This is a genomic window from Kaistia terrae, from assembly GCF_026344005.1.
Classification (GTDB): domain Bacteria; phylum Pseudomonadota; class Alphaproteobacteria; order Rhizobiales; family Kaistiaceae; genus Kaistia; species Kaistia terrae.
Genome location: NZ_JAPKNH010000002.1, coordinates 597,951 through 619,189 on the forward strand (window position 1 = coordinate 597,951; position 21,239 = coordinate 619,189).

Sequence of the window (21,239 nt, forward strand, 5' to 3'; positions counted from 1 at the left end):
ATATGCTCGGCTTTGTGAGTTGTCGAGAGGCTATTGGAGGGCAGGGAAAATTCTCACCGCAGCCGTGGTCGGCCTTGTCAGTGGTAGGATTGGGAGTTGGGAGCGGTTGACGCGGCATTGAATCCGGATCGTCGGAAGATCCAAATATCGACGGATTTTGAGGCGATCTTGCTGTATGTACAGATCGCTACCCGATCCCCCCGGATTCACGCTCTATGCAAAAAATCTATTTCGACGCGACTCAACCGCTGCGTTGGGGGCCCCATCCGCCGGTGGGCATCCCTCGCGTCGAAAGTGCGCTGATCCGGCAGGTGCTGCGTCGGAACGATTTCGACGCCGAGTTTTTCCTGATTGAGGGCGACGGAACCAGTCGGCTTCTCACAATTTCCGAGCGGCGCTATCTCGAGGGTTTGGTCGAGCAGAGCGTTCCCTCCCTCGATGGGATGGAGGACGCGACGTATCTGGCGCGCATGAGGGTGGTCCACCGGATAATCCAAGTCGGTGGCAGTGCATCCGGCAAGGAATTCGACCGCGTAGCGGCGGCCTTTCTTTCGCAGCGTCCGGGTCGCAATGGTGCGCGGTACGCCCTGGCGAAGCTGGCCGTTCGGATCGACAAGCTTCTGACGAGACCAGAAAGTTCCCCAGGCCTCACCGGTGATCCGCTCGCGGATCCGAAGGCCAATTGCTTTGTTTCGAATGTCGGGCTTCACACGATGGCCGCGCATCGGTCCAAGCCGATCCGCGCCAACGCATCGGCGATACTGCACGACATGATACCGATCGCCATGCCGCAATACTTCAACAAGTCCCACACGGCCGCATTCGAACGGGACTTGAATTGGAAGCTCACGCGATGCGCCAGCCTGATATGCGTGTCGGAGTTTACGGCGCGAAGCGCGAGGGGGTTGCTCGAGAGCCGCGCGGCCGATGGTCCCGTTTCCTCGATAACCGTCAACCCTCTGGGGTCGTTTCTACGGGAGGGGCTGGATGTGGATTCCGAGAATTCGGTCCAGCCGCTCGTCGATCGTTCGTTCGCGATCTATTGCTCAACCATCGAGATCCGCAAGAATCACATCGTCCTGCTGCGCGCGTGGTTGAAGCTGATGCCGGTGCTTGGCGATCGTCTTCCGGATCTGGTGATCTGCGGCCGCTGGGGCTGGAAGGTGGACGAGGTAAGGCAGTTTTTGGCGGACCATCCGGAACTGCTGGATAAAGTTCATTTCCTGACGGGGATCAGCGATCCTCAACTCGCATGGCTCTACAAGAATGCCCGTTTCGGCGTGTTCCCTTCCCATGTCGAAGGCTGGGGGCTTGGCGCGGCGGAGTGCCTCGATTTTGGCCTGCCGGTGCTGATCTCGGATGCCGAGGCTCTGTCGGAGGCGACGCAGGGCCTGATGCCCGTCATCGCGGCCGAGGATGCGGACGGCTGGTGCGCCGCGATCGAGCGCGCGTCGACCGACGATGAGTGGCTCGCCACGCTCCGTTCGGCGATCGCGGACGGCTACAGGCCGACGTCGGAGGCGGCATTCGCAGATCGACTGCTGACGCTAATGGGCGTTGCCACCGCCCATCAGGAAAAAAATGCTGAACTGGTTCGGGTGTTGTAAGGGCTCTCAGCCCTGCGCTATCCCGCAAGCTCGCAGGGCAAAATGATGAATGTGCCGCTCTACGATCTCAGCATTCGACCGTTCAGCCGGATGCTCGACAATCTTCAAAACATCCTCGGCAAGGCAGCAGCCCATGCGGGCGGAGATGAAGATACGGAGCGTGAGTTGCTCGCAGCGCGGTTGGCACCGGACATGCTCCCCTTGAGCTATCAGGTCCAGATTGTGATCGATGGCGCGCGGGGCGCAGCCCTGCGATTGGCGGGAGGCATGCTTCCCGATCCCGAGGCCCCTGACTATGCGGTTTTCAACCGCGGTGAGGGCGCTCCCTTTCGATCTTCGCCGAGATCCTTTCGAGAGCTTGCCGACCGAGTTCGGTTGGCCATGGATGAGCTTCAGACATACGCTCCAGCTCAGATAAACGATAGCTGCGTGCAGGAGATCGTGGTGAAGTCGCGTCAGCAAACTCGCATATTTGAGCCTGAAGCTTTCATTCTCGATTACGTGGTGCCCAACTTCTATTTCCACATCTCTGTTGCCTATGCAATTTTACGCCATTGCGGGGTAGGTCTTGGGAAACAGGACTTTGAAGGACCCAAGTGTTATCAATTGGAGACACCCACCTAGATCGTGAGGTCGCTTGGCATCGGGCGCATCCGATGGCGTGTTGCGATGCGCCGGATCGGCTTTGCTTGTCGGATCGGTAGCTGGTTGTCCGGTCGGGGCGATGTCGTGATGCTGAAAATCCTGCATCTCGCTGCGTGGCGCTGTCTCTCCGCGTTGCCCCTTGGCGGCGCTTCGACTAGAAGAACGGCAACCTAATCCCTACATCCTGCCCTTTTGGCGAAGAGGGCCTTCGGAGCGAATTCATGGCGCGTCAGTTCATCTATTTCATGCAGGGTCTGACCAAGACCTATGTCGGCGGCAAGAAGGTGCTGGATAACGTCCACCTCTCCTTCTATCCGGATGCCAAGATCGGCGTGCTCGGCCCGAACGGTTCGGGTAAGTCGACGCTCCTGAAGATCATGGCCGGCCTCGACAAGGATTATACCGGCGAGGCCTGGGTGGCGCAGGGCGCTACCGTTGGCTACCTGCAGCAGGAGCCGCAGCTCGATCCGACCAAGAACGTGTTCGAGAACGTCATGGAGGGCGTCGCCAAGAAGAAGGCGATCCTCGACCGCTACAACGAACTGATGATGAACTACTCCGACGAGACGGCGGAGGAGGGCGCGAAGCTTCAGGACGTGATCGACAGCCAGAATCTCTGGGACCTCGAAAGTCAGGTCGAGATGGCCATGGACGCGCTGCGCTGCCCGCCCAGCGACGCCTCGGTCGAGAACCTGTCCGGTGGTGAGAAGCGCCGCATCGCGCTTTGCCGCCTGCTGCTCGAGCAGCCTGACCTGCTGCTCCTCGACGAGCCGACCAACCACCTTGACGCCGAATCGATCAACTGGCTCGAAGGCCATCTGCGCGAATATCCCGGCGCCATCCTGATCGTCACCCACGATCGCTACTTCCTCGACAACGTCACGGGCTGGATTCTCGAGCTCGATCGCGGTCGCTCGATCCCCTACGAAGGCAACTACTCCTCCTATCTGGAGAAGAAGGCCAAGCGCATGGAGCAGGAGGGCCGCGAAGAGGCGACCCGTGTTCGCGCGCTGTCGCAGGAGCGCGAGTGGATCCAGCAGTCGCCAAAGGCCCGCCAGACCAAGTCCAAGGCCCGTATCCGCGCCTATGACGAGTTGGTCGAGCGTTCGAACGAGAAGACGCTGTTCAATTCGCAGATCGTCATTCCGGTCGGTGAGCGTCTCGGCGACAAGGTTCTGGAAGTCGAGAACCTCTCCAAGAGCTACGGCGATCGCCTGCTGATCGACAATCTGACGTTCAAGCTGCCGCCCGGCGGCATCGTCGGCGTCATCGGCCCGAACGGCGCCGGCAAGTCGACGCTGTTCAAGATGATCACCGGCGAAGAGAAGCCGGATTCCGGCTCGATCTCGCTCGGCGACACCGTGCATCTGGGCTACGTCAACCAGGGCCGTGACGATCTCGGCTCGAACAAGACGGTCTGGGAAGAGATCACCGGCGGCGCCGAAGTGTTCTATCTCGGCAAAAAGGAAGTGAACACGCGCGCCTATGTCGGCTCGTTCAACTTCAAGGGTGGCGACCAGCAGCAGAAGGTCGGGTCGCTCTCCGGCGGCCAGCGCAACCGCGTGCACCTCGCCAAGCTTCTGAAGGATGCCAACAACGTCATCCTGCTCGACGAGCCGACCAACGATCTCGACACCGAGACGCTGGGCGCGCTGGAAGAAGCGCTGGAGGATTTCGCAGGTTGCGCGGTGATCATCTCGCATGATCGCATGTTCCTCGACCGGCTGGCGACGCACATCCTCGCTTTCGAGGGCGACAGCCATGTCGAGTGGTTCGAGGGCAACTTCGCCGACTACGAGGAAGACAAGAAGCGCCGCCTCGGCAACGATGCGGTCATGCCGCACCGGATCAAGTACAAGAAGCTGACGCGCTAGTCGTTTCTACGTCACGGTCGCGCGGGCGGGTCGGTCCTATCCCTTCGGGTAGGCGGGTCCGCCCGTTTCTTTTTGGGTTGGCCTTCGATTGAGCGAGGCCGAATGTCGGAGATAAGGCCGTGGCGCAAAAGGTGATCGGATTGATCGGCGGACTGAGCTGGGAAAGCTCGGCCGAGTATTATCGCCTGATCAACGAGGCGGTGCGCGCACGGCTCGGCGGGCTGCATTCGGCCCGCCTGCTGATGTGGTCGTTCGACTTTGCCGAGATTGAAGCGCTGCAGCATGTCGGGCGCTGGGACGAGGCGACGAAACGGATGATCGACGCGGCGCAGCGGCTGGAGCGCGGCGGCGCCGATTTCCTGATGATCTGCTCCAACACCATGCACCGGATGGCGGACGACGTTCAGAAGGCCATTGGCATTCCGCTGATTCACATCGCCGACCCGACTGCCGAGCGCATCCAGGCTTCCGGCTTTTCCCGCGTCGGCCTGCTTGGGACGGCGTTTACGATGGAGCAGGACTTCTACAAGGGCCGGCTCACCGATCGCTACCGGCTGGACGTGTTGGTGCCAGACGAAGCCGACCGGGCCGCGGTGCATCGGATCATTTACGAGGAGCTCGTGCGCGGTAAGGTCGAACCGCAGTCGCGGCAGATCTATCGCGATGTCATGGCGCGGCTAATCGAGCGCGGCGCCGAGGCGATCATCCTCGGCTGCACCGAGATCATGCTGCTGGTCGCGGCAGAGGACAGCTCGGTTCCACTGTTCGACACGACGACGATTCATGCGGAGGCGGCCGTGGAGCGCTCGCTCGAAGGCTGAGGGCAGGCCTACGCCGGCAGGATGATCGAGCGGTCGACTTCGTCGCGTTCGGCCGAAGCGAGCGCGGCATAGATCGCGTGGCGGTCATCGAAGCGATGGATGGCGAGACGGTGCTGGCGCCCGATGCCCTGCGGCCAATGCGGCGGGATGGGGTCGCCTTTCGCCGTGGCCCAGCCGAAATCGACCAGCGTCAGCCGACCGTCGCGAACCATCAGGTTGTCGCACTTGATGTCGTTGTGGCAGCATCCGGCCGAGGCAAGGGCGGCGAGGATCCGCTCGGCCTGCTCGCGCCAGTCAGCCGGCAGGTTGTAGTGGCGCGTCGGCTCGCCGACATATTCCATCCGCAGTAGGCCCGGAATATTCCCGAGCAGCCTTGGCACCGAGCCTGTCGCCGCCAGCGTCGTCAGCCAGTGGATTTCGCGCGCTTCGATGCCATGCTCGATGAAGCGGGCCAGCTTCTTGTGCACCTCGAACCGGTTCAGGTCGATTCGTACCGTCGAACTCGAATGCTGGTCGAAGTGCAACTCGTATAGATGCGACGTTTCGGGCTGGTGGAAATAGGCGATCTTGGCGGCGGCCGGACTGGCCGAGCAACTCACCGACAACGCCCCGTCCTGCCCGTCATGGCAATGCAGGACAGTTCGTCCCGGCTCGACGGCGGCGAGATAGTCCAAAAGGGCCGGCGGCAGAGGCGCGCATCGATCGTTCATGGAACGGTCGTAGCAATTTTCACGACATTGTCGATGGATTGAATTGCCGGAAAGCCACTGAAGGCCGGTGACGCACGGGAAATCGGCTGGGGAACCCGGCGAAGCGGGCCGGGAATAGTGATAATGGAAAATAACAGCGGACGACCCCAACCCGCGCTCTGCGGCGCTGCGGGCTGGAACCGTCCGCCGCCCCACCGGCTCTGCCGGTATGGCGATTGGTCCGCGAGATGGACACTTGTTTCAGCGAACGGCCCTGCCTGGGTCTAGGGGGGCAGGGGCAAGGCCGTTCGCCCTTCCTCGGCCCTGTTTGGAGGGCTAAGGGTCTCGGGGTTCCCTGAGAACAGGGACCGAAGCGCTGTTTGAGACGACTGGCGGCAACGATCGGTACGCGGCGTCTCCTGGCGAGTTCTTGTTTTCGCTCGCTTGAACTTGATCGGAGATTGTCACGCGGCGGGTCGACTGTCTGTGACACGCGTCACAGGATGGCGGCATGGGTGAGGGCCGGTCCGGGGCGTGGTCTGGGTCAAGGCGGCGTCATCCAATTGTCGAACGCGAGGGTTATGCGGCGTGCCAGACAGGCCTATGTCTGGAAAGCTGGGAACGCAGGCAGCCTTCCAGAGTTGGGGCAGGGAACATGCAAACCGAAGAGGGGGCGACGATGGATCAACTGGCATGGTCGGCGAGCCAATATGTGAAGTTCGAGGATGAGCGCACGCGCCCGGCGCGCGATCTGCTGGCGCAGGTGATGCTTTCTTCGGCGCAATCGATCGTCGACCTTGGCTGCGGCCCCGGCAATTCGACCGAGCTGCTGGTTGAGCGTTTTCCCGAAGCGTCGATCACGGGCATCGATTCGGCGCCCGATATGCTGGTCGCGGCCCGCAAGCGTCTCCCTGATCGGTCGTTTCTGGCGGCCGACATCGCGACTTGGGCCCCGGACGAGCCCGTCGACCTCCTGTTCGCCAATGCGCTGTTCCAGTGGATCCCCGATCACCTCGCCGTACTCGTCCGGCTGATGGACAGCCTCAAGCCCGGCGGCGTGCTCGCCGTGCAGATGCCCGACAATCTCGGCGAGCCGACGCATATGCTGATGGAAGAGGTCGCCCATGCCGGCCCCTGGGCCGAAGCCTTTGCCAGTCGCAGTATCAGGCGACCGACGCTGCCGTCGCCTGCCGGCTATTTCGACGCTCTGGGGCCGAAATCGGCGCGGCTCGATGTCTGGCATACGATCTACAACCACCCGCTCGCCGACGCGGCTGCGATTGTCGAATGGGTGAAGGGGACAGGATTGCGTCCATACCTCGAAAAGGTTCAGCCGGAACTGCGCGAGGCTTTCCTTGAAGCTTATCTGGAGCGGATTGCGGCGTGCTACCCGCCGATGTTGGATGGACGGGTGCTGCTGCGGTTTCCGAGATTGTTCCTGACCGCCGTCAAGGCGTAGCGATCCGGAATCGAAGGTGTGCAAGCCCGGTTGGGCGGCGTGGGGTCGACAACTCGGCTGGCTTGTTCCGGCCTACTTGATCGTGCAGACGCCGTTCGCGCCATGCTTGCCGGTGTAGGACACGTCCGGTGAGCCGTCCGGGTTGATGGTGAGCGAAATCGTTACCCCGCTCCCCGTGGCCTCGAAGTAGTTGTCGTTGAACTTCTTTAACTTGCCTTCCTTGCCATTGATGTAGATCGGGCCACCCTCGTCGGCATGGACCTCGATGTTCGTCGGGCAGGTGGCATTGACCAGGGGGATCTTGGCTTGCGCCTGGCTCCCGATGGTCGCGACCGAGACAAGGATGGCAGCGGCGAGCAGCTTGCTTTGCATTGTCTTCTCCTGTTGGCGCGGACCAGTGTCCAGACTAATTCACATGGCAGCGTGGCGCTAGAACCTGCCTGCGTTCAGGCCTTGGCCAGTTCGGGTACGATCCCCGGCCTTGCGCCGATGTCGGGCGCAGCGTCTCCGACCGCCGACACAAGCAGGCGGCCGAGCGCCTCGAAATCACTGCGTCGCGGCGATGACCGGCGCCAGACCAGTCCGATCTCGCGTTGCGGCTCCGGCGCGCTGAAGCGGGACAGCGCGATTCGCTCGTCCCGCGCTTCGACGGTTACGCACATCTCCGGGAGCAGTGTCACGCCGTAGCCGTTCGCGACCATCTGCATGATGGTCGAAAGGCTGGCGGCGCCAAAGCCGCTCATCTTCTCGGAGCGCGGGATCTGGCAATAGGTGAGGGCTTGATCGCGCAGGCAGTGGCCTTCCTCCAGCAGTAGCAACCGGTCGGGCGGGATCATGTCCGGGCTGGCGAAGCTGGTGCCGGAGGCAGGCGTGCCTGCCTTGGTCGCCAGCAGAAAGCGGTCGACGAACAGCGGCATGCTAGCGAAGCTGGCGTCGCGCGCCGGCAACGCCATCAGCACCACGTCGAGCTTTCCCTGCGCCAGTTCGTCGACCAGCGCATCGGTTTGTGTTTCGCGCAGCTGCAGTTCCAGCTCCGGATAGGTGCTCTGCACCAGGGGAAGCGCCTTCGGCAAAAGGTAGGGGGCGATCGAGGGGATGACGCCGAGCCGCAACGGCCCGGTCAGCGCGCCGCCGCCATGCCGGGCATAATCGGTCAGGTCGCGAACCTCGCCCAGGATGCGCACCGCGCGACGCGCCACCTCCTCGCCCTTCGGCGTGATGGCGATCCGTCTGGCGGCGCGTTCGATCAGGGACACGCCGAGCGTCGCCTCCAACTCCTGGATCTGCTGGGAAAGGGCCGGTTGCGTCACGGCGCACTCGATCGCTGCCTTGCCGAAATGCAGATGGCGGGCGACGGCTTCAAAATAGCGGAGTTGGCGGAGCGTGATCACGAATTTTGCCGTTTGGAATTGATCTGGATCATGTCGATAAGTTATTCTTATCGCTAATCGCATTCAATATGATTTGGAACCGATCTAATCGCGTGGCATCTTGCGGCCATGTCGAAGGCGGCTCGGATGTCGCCAAATACCCTTGGAGGGCGCCATGACTGACAAACTCACGACGACGGCGGGCGCGCCGGTCGCTGACAACCAGAATTCTCTGACGGCGGGCGAGCGTGGTCCGGTCCTGATGCAGGATTGGCAGCTGGTCGAGAAGCTTGCGCACCAGAACCGCGAGCGCATCCCGGAGCGCGTCGTTCATGCCAAGGGCTGGGGTGCATACGGCACGCTGACCATCACCAACGACATCTCGCAGTACACCAAGGCCAGCGTGTTCTCGCAGGTCGGCAAAACCACCCCGATGATCGCCCGTTTCTCGACGGTGGCCGGCGAACTGGGTGCTGCCGACGCCGAGCGCGACGTGCGCGGTTTCGCGCTGAAGTTCTACACGGAAGAGGGCAACTGGGACCTCGTCGGCAACAACACGCCGGTGTTCTTCGTCCGCGATCCGCTGAAGTTCCCCGACTTCATCCACACGCAGAAGCGCCATCCGAAGACCAATCTGCGTTCGCCGACGGCAATGTGGGATTTCTGGTCCCTTTCGCCGGAGAGCCTGCACCAGGTGACGATCCTGTTCTCGGATCGCGGCCTGCCGACCTCCGTTCGCAAGATGAATGGATACGGCTCGCACACCTATTCGTTCATCAACGCGCAGAACGAGCGCTTTTGGGTAAAGTTCCATTTCAAGACCCTGCAGGGTCATGAGCATTGGACCAATGCCGAAGCGTCGGATGTCGTCGGCAAGACCCGCGAATCGACCCAGGAAGATCTGTTCGGCGCGATCGAGAAGAGCGAGTTCCCGCGCTGGAAGGTGCAGGTCCAGGTCATGCCCGAGACCGACGCCGACAAGACGTCCTACAACCCGTTCGACCTCACCAAGGTCTGGCCGCACGCTGAATATCCGCCGATCGACGTCGGAATTCTCGAGCTGAACCGCAATCCGGAAAACTACTTCGCTGAAATCGAGCAGGTTGCCTTCTCGCCGTCGAACATCGTTCCCGGCATCGGCTTCTCGCCCGACAAGATGCTGCAGGCGCGTATCTTCTCCTATGCGGACGCTCACCGTTACCGGCTCGGCACCCACTACGAGGCGCTGCCGGTCAATGCGCCGAAGGTTCCGGTGCACAACTACCACAAGGACGGAGCCATGCGCTTCTTCCCGCCGGCGACCAACAACGACGCCTATTACGAGCCGAACTCCTTCAACGGCCCGAAGGAAACACCAGCTGTCGCCGAGCCGCCGCTGAATATCGACGGCAACGCGGATCGCTACAACCATCGTCTCGGTAATGACGATTACACCCAGGCCGGCAACCTGTTCCGCTTGTTCAATGCGGAACAGAAGGATCGCCTGTTCGGCAATCTCGCCGCCGCCATGCAGGGCGTGCCGGTCGAGATCATCAATCGCCAGCTGGTGCACTTCTACCGCGCCGATCCGGAATACGGCATCGGCGTCGCCACCAAGCTCGGCCTGCCGACTGAAGGTCTCGCCGCCGCGGCGGAGTAGGCTTTTCAACGTTTGATTGCGTAGGGCGGCGCCGAAAGCGCCGCCCTTTTGCATTTGCGGCCGGGTGGGGATCGAGCGACAATTCACTTTACAGATATAAAGATATGTTTATATCTACCGTCAGCTTGACGGGCGGCCTTTGCCGTCGATTTCAGGCAGGCGGAGCGAGATTCATGGTGGGCCAGGCGGCTCTTTCGACGGACGCGATCATCACGGCGCTGAAAGCGGCCGGGGAGGCGACGCGCTATCGCATCCTGGCGCTGCTGTCGGAGGGCGAATTGACGGTCAAGGATCTGACTGCGATCCTCGGCCAATCGCAGCCGCGGATCTCGCGTCATTTGAAGCTCTTGACCGAAGCCGGCCTGATCGAGCGCAATCCCGAAGGCGCCTGGGTCTATTACCGCATCTCCGAATCCGGCGCCGAGCGACGACTGGTTCAGGATTTGGTCGCCCTTGCCGATCCGGCGGATACCGCGCTGGCGCGCGACCGCGAGTGGCTCGCCGGCGTCAAGCGCGAGCACGCACAGACTGCCGCCCGCTATTTCACCGAAAACGCCGCCGACTGGGACACGATCCGCTCGCTGCATGTGCCGGACACGGCGGTTGAAGCCGCGATGCGTGCGATACTCGGCACGCGGCCGATCGACAGCTTCCTCGACATCGGCACCGGTACCGGCCGGATGCTGGAATTGCTCGCGCCGTTCTATCACAAGGGCGTCGGCATCGACTCCTCGACGGCGATGCTCTCGGTCGCCCGCGCCAATCTCGACAAGGCTGGCGTTTCCCATGCGCAGATCCGGCACGGCGACATCATGAAGTTGCCGATGCCGCGTGACAGCTTTGATCTCGTGGCGATCCATCAGGTTTTGCACTACCTCGACGATCCGGCGGTCGCGTTGGCGGAAGCTGCGCGCGTGCTGCGCCCGAACGGCCGGCTGCTTGTGGTCGATTTCGCCCCGCACGGGCTGGAATTCCTGCGCGAGCGCCATGCGCATCGCCGCCTTGGCTTCTCGCACGACGTCGTGCGGGGCTGGATCGAGCAGGCGGGCCTGGTGCTCGAAGAGGCAACCGATCTCGCGGCCAAGTCCGCTACCGAACAATTGACAGTAACGCTCTGGCTGGCGCGCGATCCGCGCTTTGTGGTTGCCGGGGCCTCGAAGGGGTTGGAGACGGCGTGATGCGTGAGACAATCGATCGGGCGAGCCGCAACGGCGTCGGGACATCCGGACTGAAGGTCTCGTTCGAGTTCTTCCCGCCCAAGACCGAAGTCATGGAAGAGACGCTGTGGACGTCGATCGAGCGGCTGGCACCGCTCTCGCCGTCCTTCGTCTCGGTCACCTACGGCGCCGGCGGCTCGACCCGCGAGCGGACGCACGCCACCGTGTCGCGAATTTTGCAGGAGACGCCGCTGAAACCGGCGGCGCATTTGACCTGTGTCGGCGCCAGCAAGAGCGAGATCGACGCGGTTGTCGACGGCTATGCCGAGACGGGCGTGCGCCACATCGTGGCGTTGCGCGGCGATCCGGTCGCGGGCATCGGCACGGTCTACCAGCCGCATCCGGATGGCTACGCCCAGGCCTCCGATCTCGTCACCGCCATCCGCGATCGCCATCCCGAGATCGAAGTTTCGGTTTCCGCCTATGCCGAGCGCCATCCCGAGAGCCGGGATTGGCAGACCGAAATCGACAATCTGAAGCGCAAGGTCGATGCTGGCGCCACCCGCGCCATCACCCAGTTCTTCTTCGACAACGATCTCTATGCCGCTTTCCTTGACCGGGTCGCGGCGGCGGGCATCAACATTCCGATCGTTCCGGGTATTGTGCCGGTGATCAATTTCACCCAGACGGCCCGTTTTGCGCAGAAGGCCGGCGCCAGCATTCCCGATTGGTTCGCGGCCCGCTTCGAAGGGCTCGAAGACGATGCTTCGACCCGCCAGCTTGTAGCCGCCGCCGTTTGCGCCGAGCAGGTGTTCGATCTGGTGGACCGTGGCGTCAACGAGTTCCATTTCTACACGATGAACCGCGCAGACCTTGTCTACGCTATCTGCCATCTGCTCGGCATGCGGCCGGTCCGGACGGCGGGGCTGGAAGCTCCCGTCGTCGGGGAGAAGGTTGCGTGAGGGCGTTGGTTCCCGGACATATCGGGCGAAAGAGAAGAGCATGAGCATTCCAGCTTCGACAGCCATCCTGAACCGCGCCGCTTCCGAGCGCATTCTCGTGCTCGATGGCGCCATGGGCACGATGATCCAGCAGCTGAAGCTCTCGGAGGCGGACTTTCGCGGCGAGCGCTTCAAGGACTGGCATCGCGACCTGAAGGGTAATAACGACCTGCTCATCCTGACGCAGCCGGACGCCATCGAAGGCATTCATCGCCAGTATTTTGAGGCCGGCGCCGACATCGTCGAGACCAACACCTTCTCGTCGACCACCATCGCCCAGGCCGATTACGGCATGGAAGAGCTGGCCTATGAGTTGAATCTCGAAGGGGCGCGCGTCGCCAAGCGGGCGGCAGATACGGTCGCCGCGGCGACGGGTCGTCCGCGCTTCGTTGCCGGTGCGATCGGACCGACCAACCGCACCGCCTCGATCTCGCCGGACGTCAACAATCCGGGCTTTCGCGCCGTAACCTTTGACGACCTGCGAACGGCCTATGCCGACGCGACGCGCGGCCTCGTCGACGGCGGGGCCGACCTGATCCTGATCGAGACGATCTTCGACACGCTGAACGCCAAGGCTGCGGTCGCCGCCGTCGAGGACGTGTTCGAGGAAAAGGGCATCGAGCTGCCGGTGATGATCTCCGGCACGATCACCGACCTCTCGGGCCGCACGCTCTCCGGCCAGACGCCGACGGCGTTCTGGTATTCGCTGCGCCATGCGCGGCCATTTTCCATCGGCCTGAACTGCGCACTCGGCGCTCGCGAGATGCGCGCCCATATCGACGAGATCTCGCGCATCGCCGACACGCTGGTCTGCGCCTATCCGAACGCAGGTCTCCCGAACGAATTTGGTGAATATGACGAAAGCCCGGCCGCGATGGCTGTGCTGGTCGGCGAATTCGCTCAGTCGGGCCTCGTCAACGTCGTTGGCGGCTGCTGCGGCACGACGCCGGACCACATCCACGCCATCGCAGAAGCGGTCAAGGGGCTCGCACCGCGCGTCCTGCCGACCGTTGTTCCAAAGCTGCGTCTTTCCGGCCTCGAACCGTTTGAACTCGCCTCATGACCTCTTCGACCGCCGTCTTCGTCAATATCGGTGAACGCACCAACGTCACCGGCTCGGCCAAGTTCCGCAAGCTGATCACCGCCGGCGACTATTCGGCGGCGCTCGACGTCGCGCGCGAACAGGTCGCCAATGGCGCGCAGATCCTCGACGTCAACATGGACGAGGGCCTGCTCGACTCCGAAGCGGCGATGGTCACCTTCCTCAATTTGATGGCGGCCGAGCCCGATATCGCGCGCGTTCCCGTCATGATCGATTCATCGAAATGGACGGTGATCGAGGCAGGCCTGAAATGCGTCCAGGGCAAACCGATCGTCAATTCGATCTCGATGAAGGAAGGCGAGGACCAGTTCCGCGAGCATGCTCGCAAGCTGCGCCGCTATGGCGCGGCCGTGGTCGTCATGGCCTTCGACGAGAAGGGGCAGGCGGACACGTTTGAGCGCAAGACGGAGATCTGCGCCCGCGCCTACAAGATCCTCGTAGAGGAAATCGGCTATCCGCCGGAAGACATCATCTTCGATCCGAACGTCTTCGCCATTGCGACCGGCATCGAGGAACACAACAACTACGGCGTCGACTTCATCGAGGCGACGCGCTGGATCCGCCAGAACCTGCCGCACGCCCATATTTCGGGCGGCATCTCGAACCTGTCGTTCTCGTTCCGCGGCAATGAGAGTGTTCGCGCGGCGATGCACTCCGTGTTTCTCTACTATGCCATCGCCGCCGGCATGGACATGGGCATCGTCAATGCCGGCGCACTGCCGGTTTATGACGACATCGACCCGGAACTGCGCGACCTCTGCGAGGACGTCATCCTCAACCGTCGTGCCGATGGCACGGAGCGGCTGTTGGAGATTGCCGAGCGCTTCAAGGGCGGTGCCAGCTCCAAGAAGGAAGCCGATCTCAGCTGGCGTGAGTGGCCGGTCGAAAAGCGGCTGGAACATGCGCTGGTTTCCGGCCTGACCGATTTCATCGAGCTCGACACGGAAGAGGCGCGGACGCGGTCTACCCGGACGCTCGACGTCATCGAAGGCCCGCTGATGGCCGGCATGAACGTCGTCGGCGACCTGTTCGGTGCGGGAAAGATGTTCCTGCCGCAGGTGGTGAAATCTGCTCGCGTTATGAAGCAGGCCGTTGCCTATCTGCTGCCCTTCATGGAGGAAGAAAAGCGGCGCCTCGGCACCACGGGCTCGTCCTCGGCGGGAAAAATCCTGCTGGCGACGGTCAAGGGTGACGTGCACGACATTGGCAAGAACATCGTTGGCGTCGTGCTCCAGTGCAATAATTTCGAGGTGATCGACCTCGGCGTCATGGTGCCGGCAGCGAAGATTCTGGCCACCGCCAAGGCCGAGAACGTCGACATCATCGGTCTCTCCGGCCTGATCACGCCGTCTCTGGACGAGATGTGTCATGTCGCGGCTGAGATGGAGCGTGAAGACTTTCACGTGCCGCTGCTGATCGGCGGCGCCACGACCTCGAAAGTGCATACCGCCGTCAAGATCCATCCGAACTACGCCAAGGGCCAGGCCGTCTATGTGCTCGATGCCAGCCGCGCCGTCGGCGTCGCGTCGAGCCTGCTCGGCCGCGACAAGGCGACCTATGTCGCCGATGTGCAGGCGGATTACGTCAAGATCGCCGACGCCCATGCCCGCGCGCAGGAAAATAAGCGCCGGATCACGCTCGCCGCCGCACGCGCCGACGGGCTGAAGCTCGACTGGACCAGCTACAAGCCGGTCAAGCCGAGCTTCCTCGGCACCAAGGTGTTCAAGGATTATCCGATCGCGGAACTCGTTCCCTATATCGACTGGACGCCGTTCTTCGCGACCTGGGAGATCAAGGGCACCTATCCGTTGCTGTTCGAAGACGAGAAGGTCGGCGAAGTCGCCCGCTCGCTGTTCAACGACGCACAGGTGATGCTGAAGCAGATGGTCGAGGAGAAGTGGGTCTCGGCCAATGCGGTGATCGGTTTCTGGCCGGCCAACGCGGTCGGTGACGACATCGCGCTCTATGCCGATGATTCCCGCGACAAGGACCTCGCTACGTTCTTCACTCTGCGCCAGCAGATCGCCCGCTCGACCGACAAGCGCCGGCATGTGGCTCTGTCGGATTTCGTCGCGCCGAAGGAAACGGGGATTGCCGACTATGTCGGCGGCTTCGCCGTCACCACCGGCATCGGCGAGGAAGTCATGGCCGAGCGTTTCAATCGCGCCAATGACGATTACTCGAAGATCCTCAGCCAGGCTTTGACGGATCGATTGGCGGAGGCCTTTGCCGAGCGGATGCACGAGCGGGTGCGGCGCGAGTTCTGGGGCTATGCTTCCGACGAGGCGCTTTCGAGCCAGGAACTGATCCGCGAGGCCTATGCCGGCATTCGCCCGGCGCCGGGCTATCCAGCCCAACCCGACCACACCGAAAAGCGCACTTTGTTCGACCTGCTCGATGCGGAGAAAGAGGCCGGCATCCTGCTGACCGAGAGCTTCGCCATGTGGCCGGGCTCGTCGGTCTCCGGTCTCTATATCGGCCATCCCGACAGCTATTATTTCGGCGTCGGCCGGATCGAGGCTGATCAAGTCGCCGACTACGCTGCCCGCAAGGGCTGGGAAATCCGCGAGGTCGAGCGCTGGCTGGCGCCGGTGCTCAACTACGACCCGATCCGGGTCGAAGCGGCCGAGTAGATTTGAGAAGGCATGCCGCCGGCGTGGCGGCATGCCAGACTCCCGCGCTGACGGCTCTGGAACCGCGAGGCGGAATCCGTTAGGGACAGCAATCGTCCCCCCACTTCGCCTCGTTTTCAGAAACAGTCCCATGTCGGCCACATTCACCGCCGCCGGCTTCCGCCGCGGCTTCCTCGAAGGCCTTGCGCTTTTTCCCGGCATGGTCGCCTTCGGCGTCGTGTTCGGCGTACTCGCCGGCCAGGTCGGAATCTCGATCCTCGGCGCCGCCTCGATGAGCGTCTTCGTCTATGCCGGTACGGCGCAGTTGCTGGCGCTGCACAGCTGGCACGCGCCCGACCTGCTGGTTGCCGTCGTGGTCGCCGTGGTCGCGATGAACTCCCGCTATGTGCTGTTCGGCGCCGCCATGCAGCCCTGGATGCGCGGCCTCTCGCCCTGGATCGCCTATCCCTCAATGTTCCTGATGGTCGATGCGAACTGGGCGACGGCGATGCAGGAGCGCGACGCTGGCCGACGGGACGTCGCTGTTTTTGCCGGGCTCGGGCTTGGCTGCATGGTCGGCTGGGTCGCCGGCACCATTGCCGGCACGGGGTTCGGCCAGCTGCTGGGCGACACGCGCCGGCTCGGCCTCGACTTCTTCCTGCCGGCCTTTTTCCTGTCGCTGGCCTGTGGCTTCTGGAGGGGCAGGGCCGACGTCCTGCCCTTCGTCATCGGTGGCGTAGTGGCGATCATTTTCGACCGCTTCGTCGGCGGCTCGTGGCACGTGCTGGCGGGCGGTATGGCCGGCAGCCTGTCGGCGGCCTTCATGCCGCGCGGCGCAAGCCGAGGCGGGGACGGGACCGGAGGATCGCAGCCATGAATCTCGATCCGAACACCACGGGCGGTTTCGCGGTCATCGTCATCGCCATGGCGATCGCCGCTTATCTGACCCGGATTGCCGGCTTTTTTCTGATGCGGTTCGTGGTGGTGACGCCGCGTGTCGAAGCGTGGCTGCGAGCGCTCCCGCTTGCCATCATGGGCTCGATCCTCGGTCCGATCGCGGCGCATGGCGGCCCGGCGGAATATGCGGCCTTTGCCGCGACGATCGCCGTCTATTTCTGGCGTCGCAGCGACATTCTGGCGGCGTTCGCGGGCATGGCGGTTGTTGCCGCAAGCCGGGCGGCATTCGGGGGCTGACTTGGTCTCAGGCTTTGCGTCTGCGCCCCGACTCAGAGGTCAGATAGAGCAGGCGGCGCCTGAACCAGCGCCAACCGCGACCTTCCGGCCGATCTGGCGAGGGAAGCCGGGCAATAAAAAACCGGACTGCCGAGAAAAGACTCGGCTCCGGTCTGTCAGATACGCTGTCGAGAATACAAGTGGCCGCGGAAGCGCCTAGATCGCTCCCAATACAATCGCCGCGACGAACAGAAATGCGGCACTTACGGCCAGCAGATGGAACGGTTTAGCGAGGCTCATGGACATCTCCCGGGTCTCTCTTTCACGCCCAACTTCCAGCCTAAATATTAACGTGAACGGAGTTTCTCGCAAGAGCTCAAATTGCGGGTTTTGCCGCGAAGGCGGCGCAATCCTGCCGTAAATCGGGTAAGCCGTGGAATAATCTCCCAAATCTCCTTGGGGAAAATCGGAGCGGCAGTGGCTTTGTTCCGCTGCAATGTCGCCCAAATCATCAACGGACGCTCATTTCTTGCACGCCCGGTGCGGCGATCCGTCGAATGGTTGCGGCCGTGGTAACCTCCCGGAAACCGCGCCTCTCAATCGTTTCTTATGCTTTCGCTGCGACCGTCCGGCCATGACAACAGCGCCGGAAAACCAGCATGGATGATTGCCGGACGGAGCCCGAGACCGATACCTCGCCGGCGCGTAGAGCCGAGCTGCTGGCTTCGATCACCGATCTGTTCGGCAATGCCGGCGCGGCGGTATCGCCGTCGACGGCTGCACTCTATTGCGAGATCATCGTTGGCGTCTTCGGCGCGATGCACGCGGTCGAGCGGGCGGTGCTCGTCGAGCGCATCGCAGAGCTATCCAACGCTCCGGCGGCGCTGCTGCAGTTTCTGGCGACGCAGGATATCGAGACGGCAGAGCCGGTCCTGCGCCGGTCGATGGCTTTCGCGGATGCTGATCTCGTCGCGCTGGCAGGGCGCTTGCCGCACGACCGGCTTTGCGCCATCGCTGCCCGTCCGCGTCTTTCCGAAGCGGTTTCCGACGCGCTGCTGGATCGCGGCGATCGGGCCGTGCTGCGCCTTCTGGCGCAAAACCCCGGCGTGCGTTTCTCGCAGCATGGCCTGACGATGCTGGTGGACGAGGCCACGCAGACGCTGGCGCAGCGCCAGGCCGCGCTCAAGGCAAACGAGGAGTTGCGCGGACAGGTGCTGGACATCCGCTCGGCCCCATCTGCCACGCGGTCGCGGCGGTCTTTCGCCAAGCCCTCAGGCAATGGTGTCGTCATTCCGCTTCCCTCGCGCCAGATTCGGTCGGAAGAAGCGGCCGACGCCGACATCGAGCCATCGTTCAATGCCGTCGCCGAGGTCATCGCCACGGTCGCCTCGGGCGATCGGATGCTCGAGGTGGCTGGCCTGCTCGCCGAATTCGCCGGGCTCCCGGTCGACATGGTGAGCCGGATGATTGCGAAGCCCGACACGATGCCACTCGCCGTGCTCTGCAAGGCAGCCGGTGTCAGCGTCGAGACGTTTGCGGCTATCGCGACGATCCGGGGCCGCCGCCATGGCCATTCGGAAGAAGCCATCGGAGCTCTGGTCCGGGCCTATCAGATCCTTGGTCCCGACGACGTCGCCAATACGCTGCGCTTCCTGCGCGCCCGCCATGGCACGGATACATCGCCCGCGCAGCCTATCCTGCAGAACCCGGCCGGCTGACCCCGAATGGGGTTCCCGTGGTGATCCGCCGCTGATAGCGTTCATGGGTAACCGGCATACGGGGTCGTGAACGATGGATCGCTTCGAAACCGCCCGCGACGCTGCCTACAAGCTCCGTCCGGACCAGCCGCTCTACTGCTTTCGCCCAAGTGTGCTGCGCGACGATGCGCTAGCGTTCAAATCGGCCTTTCCGGGCCGCATGGCTTATGCCGTGAAGACCAATGGCGAGATGCTGGTCTTGCAGACATTGGCCGATGCCGGGGTGGACTGCTTCGATGTCGCGTCGCCGGCCGAATTCGCCGCCGCCCGCGCCGTCGCGCCGAATGCCGAGCTTCTCTACATGCATCCCGTCAAGGCGCAGTCGGACATAAGGCTGGCGCTGGAGACCTATGGCATTCGCGTCATCGCCGTGGATCATGAGGACGAGATCGCCAAGATCCTCCGCATCGTGCGGGCGCTCGATCTCGATCCGGAAGAGATCACACTGTTTGTGCGCCTCGCGACACGCGGCCATGCTGCCTATGAACTTTCCAAAAAATTCGGCGCGGCGCCGGGACATGCCGTCGAGCTGATCGAACGGATCGCCAAGCTCGGTTTCAAGGTCGGGCTCTGTTTCCACGTCGGCAGTCAGGTCGAGGACACCGACACGTATGAGCGCGCGCTGGCCTCCGCCGCCTGGGTGCGCTCTCGCGCCGGCGTCGAGCTCGCGGCGCTCGATATAGGCGGAGGCTTTCCGGCCGCCTATGGAAGCGACCCTCGCCGCAAGCAGGTAGTGCGGCCGGAAACCGGCGCGTTGATCGCCGATGTCGTGCGCGAGGCGCAGGAATGGGGCTTTGGCGACGTGCCGCTGGTAGCCGAGCCCGGCCGCGTTATCGTCGCGCGCTGTCTCTCTGTCGTCGTGCGCGTGCTGTTGAAGAAGGGCAGGCGCCTCTACATCAATGACGGGATCTGGTCGTCGCTTTCCGATTCCTGGACGGGCAAGATCACGCTGCCGGCGCGCCACCTGCCCGATCCCGCGCGGCGGAAACGCAGCGTCGACGGGGAGAAGGTCGTGCCATTCCGCGTCTGCGGCGCGACCTGCGATTCCGTCGATATCCTGTCACGGCCGTTCTACCTGCCGGAAAGTATCGGCATGGGCGATTGGATCGAGATCGGCCATATCGGCGCCTATTCGTTGTCACTGCGCACCCGCTTCAACGGCTTCTATCCAGACAGCTTCGTCGAGGTGACGACCCCCTTCGAGGCGGCCGGCCCTGTCGAGGGCTTTGCCAGCATCGAGACCATGGGCGAGTAGCGAAGCCTGTTCGGCTGCTCGCTTGAGTTGAAGTTATGGTTGACTATTCTTTAAGAGCTTCGGACGCATTCTACGCAGCATGTTCAGTTGCGTAGCGTTGCGTACCGCGTCTGTGCTCGCTCTCGTCTCACTCTCCGGCTGTGCCCTTAACTTCCTTGGGGAGGAAAGGGAAAGCTGGCGGGATGCGACGGAGCGAGCCTGTTACGCTCAAAAGCTCGTTGTCCCGTCCTACTTCCAGCGCCCGGCGAAGGAAGTGGAAGGGAAGGGCACGTGCGGCATCGAACGGCCGCTGAAGGTCAACGCATTCGAGCGCGGAATCGTCGCCGTCACCGGCGGCGATGTGGTGCTTGGCTGCATGATGACCAATGCCATGGAACGCTGGATCCGCCTGTCGGTCCAGCCGGCGGCGCAGGCTCGCTTCGGCATGCCAGTCACCGAAGTCTTGACCATGGGCACTTACTCCTGCCGGTCACGCAACAACCGCCATGGCGCCAAGCTTTCGGAACATTCCTTCGCCAATGCCTTCGATGTCGCCGGCTTCCGTCTCGCCGATGGTCGTACGATCCGCGTCAAGACCGACTGGCGGCGCGGCGATCCGGCCAGCCAGGCGTTTCTGCGTGAGACGCTGATCTCTGCTTGCGAATACTTCACCACCGTGCTCGGGCCGGGCTCCAACCGCCTGCACGAGGACCACATCCACATCGATCTGGCCCGCCACAACGCAGCCGGCACGTCCCGCTATTGCCGGCCGAAGCTCGACATGCCGGGCCCGACACCGCTCGATCCGAATACCGGCATCCCGATGGCGACGCTGCTGCAGACGCCGCCACCCGCAGCACCAGCCAATATGGAGCAGCGGGCCTTCACCTATCGCTTCGACGACAATCTCGGTGCGCCGGACGCCTCCGCGCCCTATCCGGGCGACCAGATTCTCCAGGGCCAAGCGCCTTCGGTTCCGGCCTCTGGCCCCTATACGCCGCCGGCCAGCATCCCGATGTCCTACGCGCAATGACGGCGAGTGCGCGCAATAAGGGCAAGTGATTTGCATCACAGCCTGACCTAACGTCACATTGTACTC

16 protein-coding genes and 1 pseudogene are annotated in these 21,239 nt (G+C 63.0%); 14 read left to right on the forward strand and 3 right to left on the reverse strand.

Going from position 1 to position 21,239, the window contains the following annotated elements:
• The first annotated feature begins 215 nt into the window (after positions 1-215).
• The 4 genes from OSH12_RS07970 to OSH12_RS07985 all read left to right on the forward strand — a co-directional run bounded on the left by OSH12_RS07970 (position 216) and on the right by OSH12_RS07985 (position 4,947).
• A complete protein-coding gene (locus OSH12_RS07970) occupies positions 216-1,607 on the forward strand; it encodes a glycosyltransferase family 4 protein (protein WP_266342989.1) in 1,392 nt (463 codons plus the stop codon).
• Positions 1,608-1,649: 42 nt separating this feature from the next.
• The gene (locus tag OSH12_RS07975) at positions 1,650-2,231 is read left to right on the forward strand and encodes a DUF1993 domain-containing protein (protein ID WP_266342990.1); all 582 of its coding nucleotides are present in this window, start codon (positions 1,650-1,652) and stop codon (positions 2,229-2,231) included.
• Positions 2,232-2,473: 242 nt separating this feature from the next.
• Positions 2,474-4,126, forward strand: coding sequence for an energy-dependent translational throttle protein EttA (ettA, locus tag OSH12_RS07980; RefSeq protein WP_266342991.1), 1,653 nt, complete (start codon positions 2,474-2,476; stop codon positions 4,124-4,126).
• 119 nt (positions 4,127-4,245) lie between these two features.
• A complete protein-coding gene (locus OSH12_RS07985) occupies positions 4,246-4,947 on the forward strand; it encodes an aspartate/glutamate racemase family protein (RefSeq protein ID WP_266342992.1) in 702 nt (233 codons plus the stop codon).
• An 8-nt stretch (positions 4,948-4,955) separates the two neighbouring features.
• Here the strand turns inward: OSH12_RS07985 and OSH12_RS07990 are convergent, their stop codons facing one another.
• Positions 4,956-5,657: a phosphotransferase gene (locus tag OSH12_RS07990; RefSeq protein WP_266342993.1), complete on the reverse strand. Its 702-nt coding sequence runs from the start codon at positions 5,655-5,657 to the stop codon at positions 4,956-4,958.
• Positions 5,658-6,324: 667 nt separating this feature from the next.
• Here OSH12_RS07990 and tam point away from each other — a divergent pair.
• Entirely contained in the window at positions 6,325-7,095 is a 771-nt protein-coding gene (tam, locus tag OSH12_RS07995; protein WP_266343353.1) for a trans-aconitate 2-methyltransferase, read from the forward strand.
• A gap of 72 nt (positions 7,096-7,167) precedes the next feature.
• Here the strand turns inward: tam and OSH12_RS08000 are convergent, their stop codons facing one another.
• Together OSH12_RS08000 and OSH12_RS08005 are read right to left on the reverse strand one after the other, a co-directional pair.
• Positions 7,168-7,467: a hypothetical protein gene (locus tag OSH12_RS08000; protein WP_266342994.1), complete on the reverse strand. Its 300-nt coding sequence runs from the start codon at positions 7,465-7,467 to the stop codon at positions 7,168-7,170.
• Positions 7,468-7,541: 74 nt separating this feature from the next.
• Positions 7,542-8,486, reverse strand: a complete 945-nt coding sequence (locus OSH12_RS08005) for a hydrogen peroxide-inducible genes activator (RefSeq protein ID WP_266342995.1) — start codon at positions 8,484-8,486, stop codon at positions 7,542-7,544.
• 154 nt (positions 8,487-8,640) lie between these two features.
• Here OSH12_RS08005 and OSH12_RS08010 point away from each other — a divergent pair, with 154 nt between their 5' ends.
• The 9 genes and pseudogenes from OSH12_RS08010 to OSH12_RS08050 all read left to right on the forward strand — a co-directional run bounded on the left by OSH12_RS08010 (position 8,641) and on the right by OSH12_RS08050 (position 21,173).
• Positions 8,641-10,104 (forward strand): catalase, encoded by a 1,464-nt coding sequence (locus OSH12_RS08010; RefSeq protein WP_266342996.1) that lies wholly within the window; start codon positions 8,641-8,643, stop codon positions 10,102-10,104.
• Between the two features lie 173 nt (positions 10,105-10,277).
• Positions 10,278-11,282 (forward strand): ArsR/SmtB family transcription factor, encoded by a 1,005-nt coding sequence (locus tag OSH12_RS08015; RefSeq protein ID WP_266342997.1) that lies wholly within the window; start codon positions 10,278-10,280, stop codon positions 11,280-11,282.
• A complete protein-coding gene (gene metF / locus OSH12_RS08020) occupies positions 11,282-12,223 on the forward strand; it encodes a methylenetetrahydrofolate reductase [NAD(P)H] (RefSeq protein ID WP_266342998.1) in 942 nt (313 codons plus the stop codon). The genes OSH12_RS08015 and metF overlap by 1 nt, the downstream gene beginning before the upstream one ends.
• A 40-nt stretch (positions 12,224-12,263) precedes the next feature.
• Positions 12,264-15,997: pseudogene (gene metH / locus OSH12_RS08025) on the forward strand (methionine synthase).
• A gap of 130 nt (positions 15,998-16,127) precedes the next feature.
• Complete coding sequence (locus OSH12_RS08030) at positions 16,128-16,853, forward strand: AzlC family ABC transporter permease (protein ID WP_266342999.1); 726 nt, start codon at positions 16,128-16,130, stop codon at positions 16,851-16,853.
• Positions 16,850-17,170 carry an AzlD family protein gene (locus OSH12_RS08035; protein ID WP_266343000.1) on the forward strand — a complete coding sequence of 107 codons (321 nt, stop codon included), beginning with the start codon at positions 16,850-16,852 and terminating at the stop codon, positions 17,168-17,170. Before OSH12_RS08030 ends, OSH12_RS08035 begins: the two co-directional genes overlap by 4 nt.
• Positions 17,171-17,808: 638 nt before the next feature.
• Positions 17,809-18,867, forward strand: coding sequence for a DUF2336 domain-containing protein (locus OSH12_RS08040; protein ID WP_266343001.1), 1,059 nt, complete (start codon positions 17,809-17,811; stop codon positions 18,865-18,867).
• A gap of 73 nt (positions 18,868-18,940) precedes the next feature.
• Positions 18,941-20,161, forward strand: a complete 1,221-nt coding sequence (locus OSH12_RS08045) for an alanine racemase (protein WP_266343002.1) — start codon at positions 18,941-18,943, stop codon at positions 20,159-20,161.
• 79 nt (positions 20,162-20,240) lie between these two features.
• Positions 20,241-21,173 carry an extensin-like domain-containing protein gene (locus tag OSH12_RS08050; RefSeq protein WP_266343003.1) on the forward strand — a complete coding sequence of 311 codons (933 nt, stop codon included), beginning with the start codon at positions 20,241-20,243 and terminating at the stop codon, positions 21,171-21,173.
• The last annotated feature ends 66 nt before the right edge of the window (positions 21,174-21,239 follow it).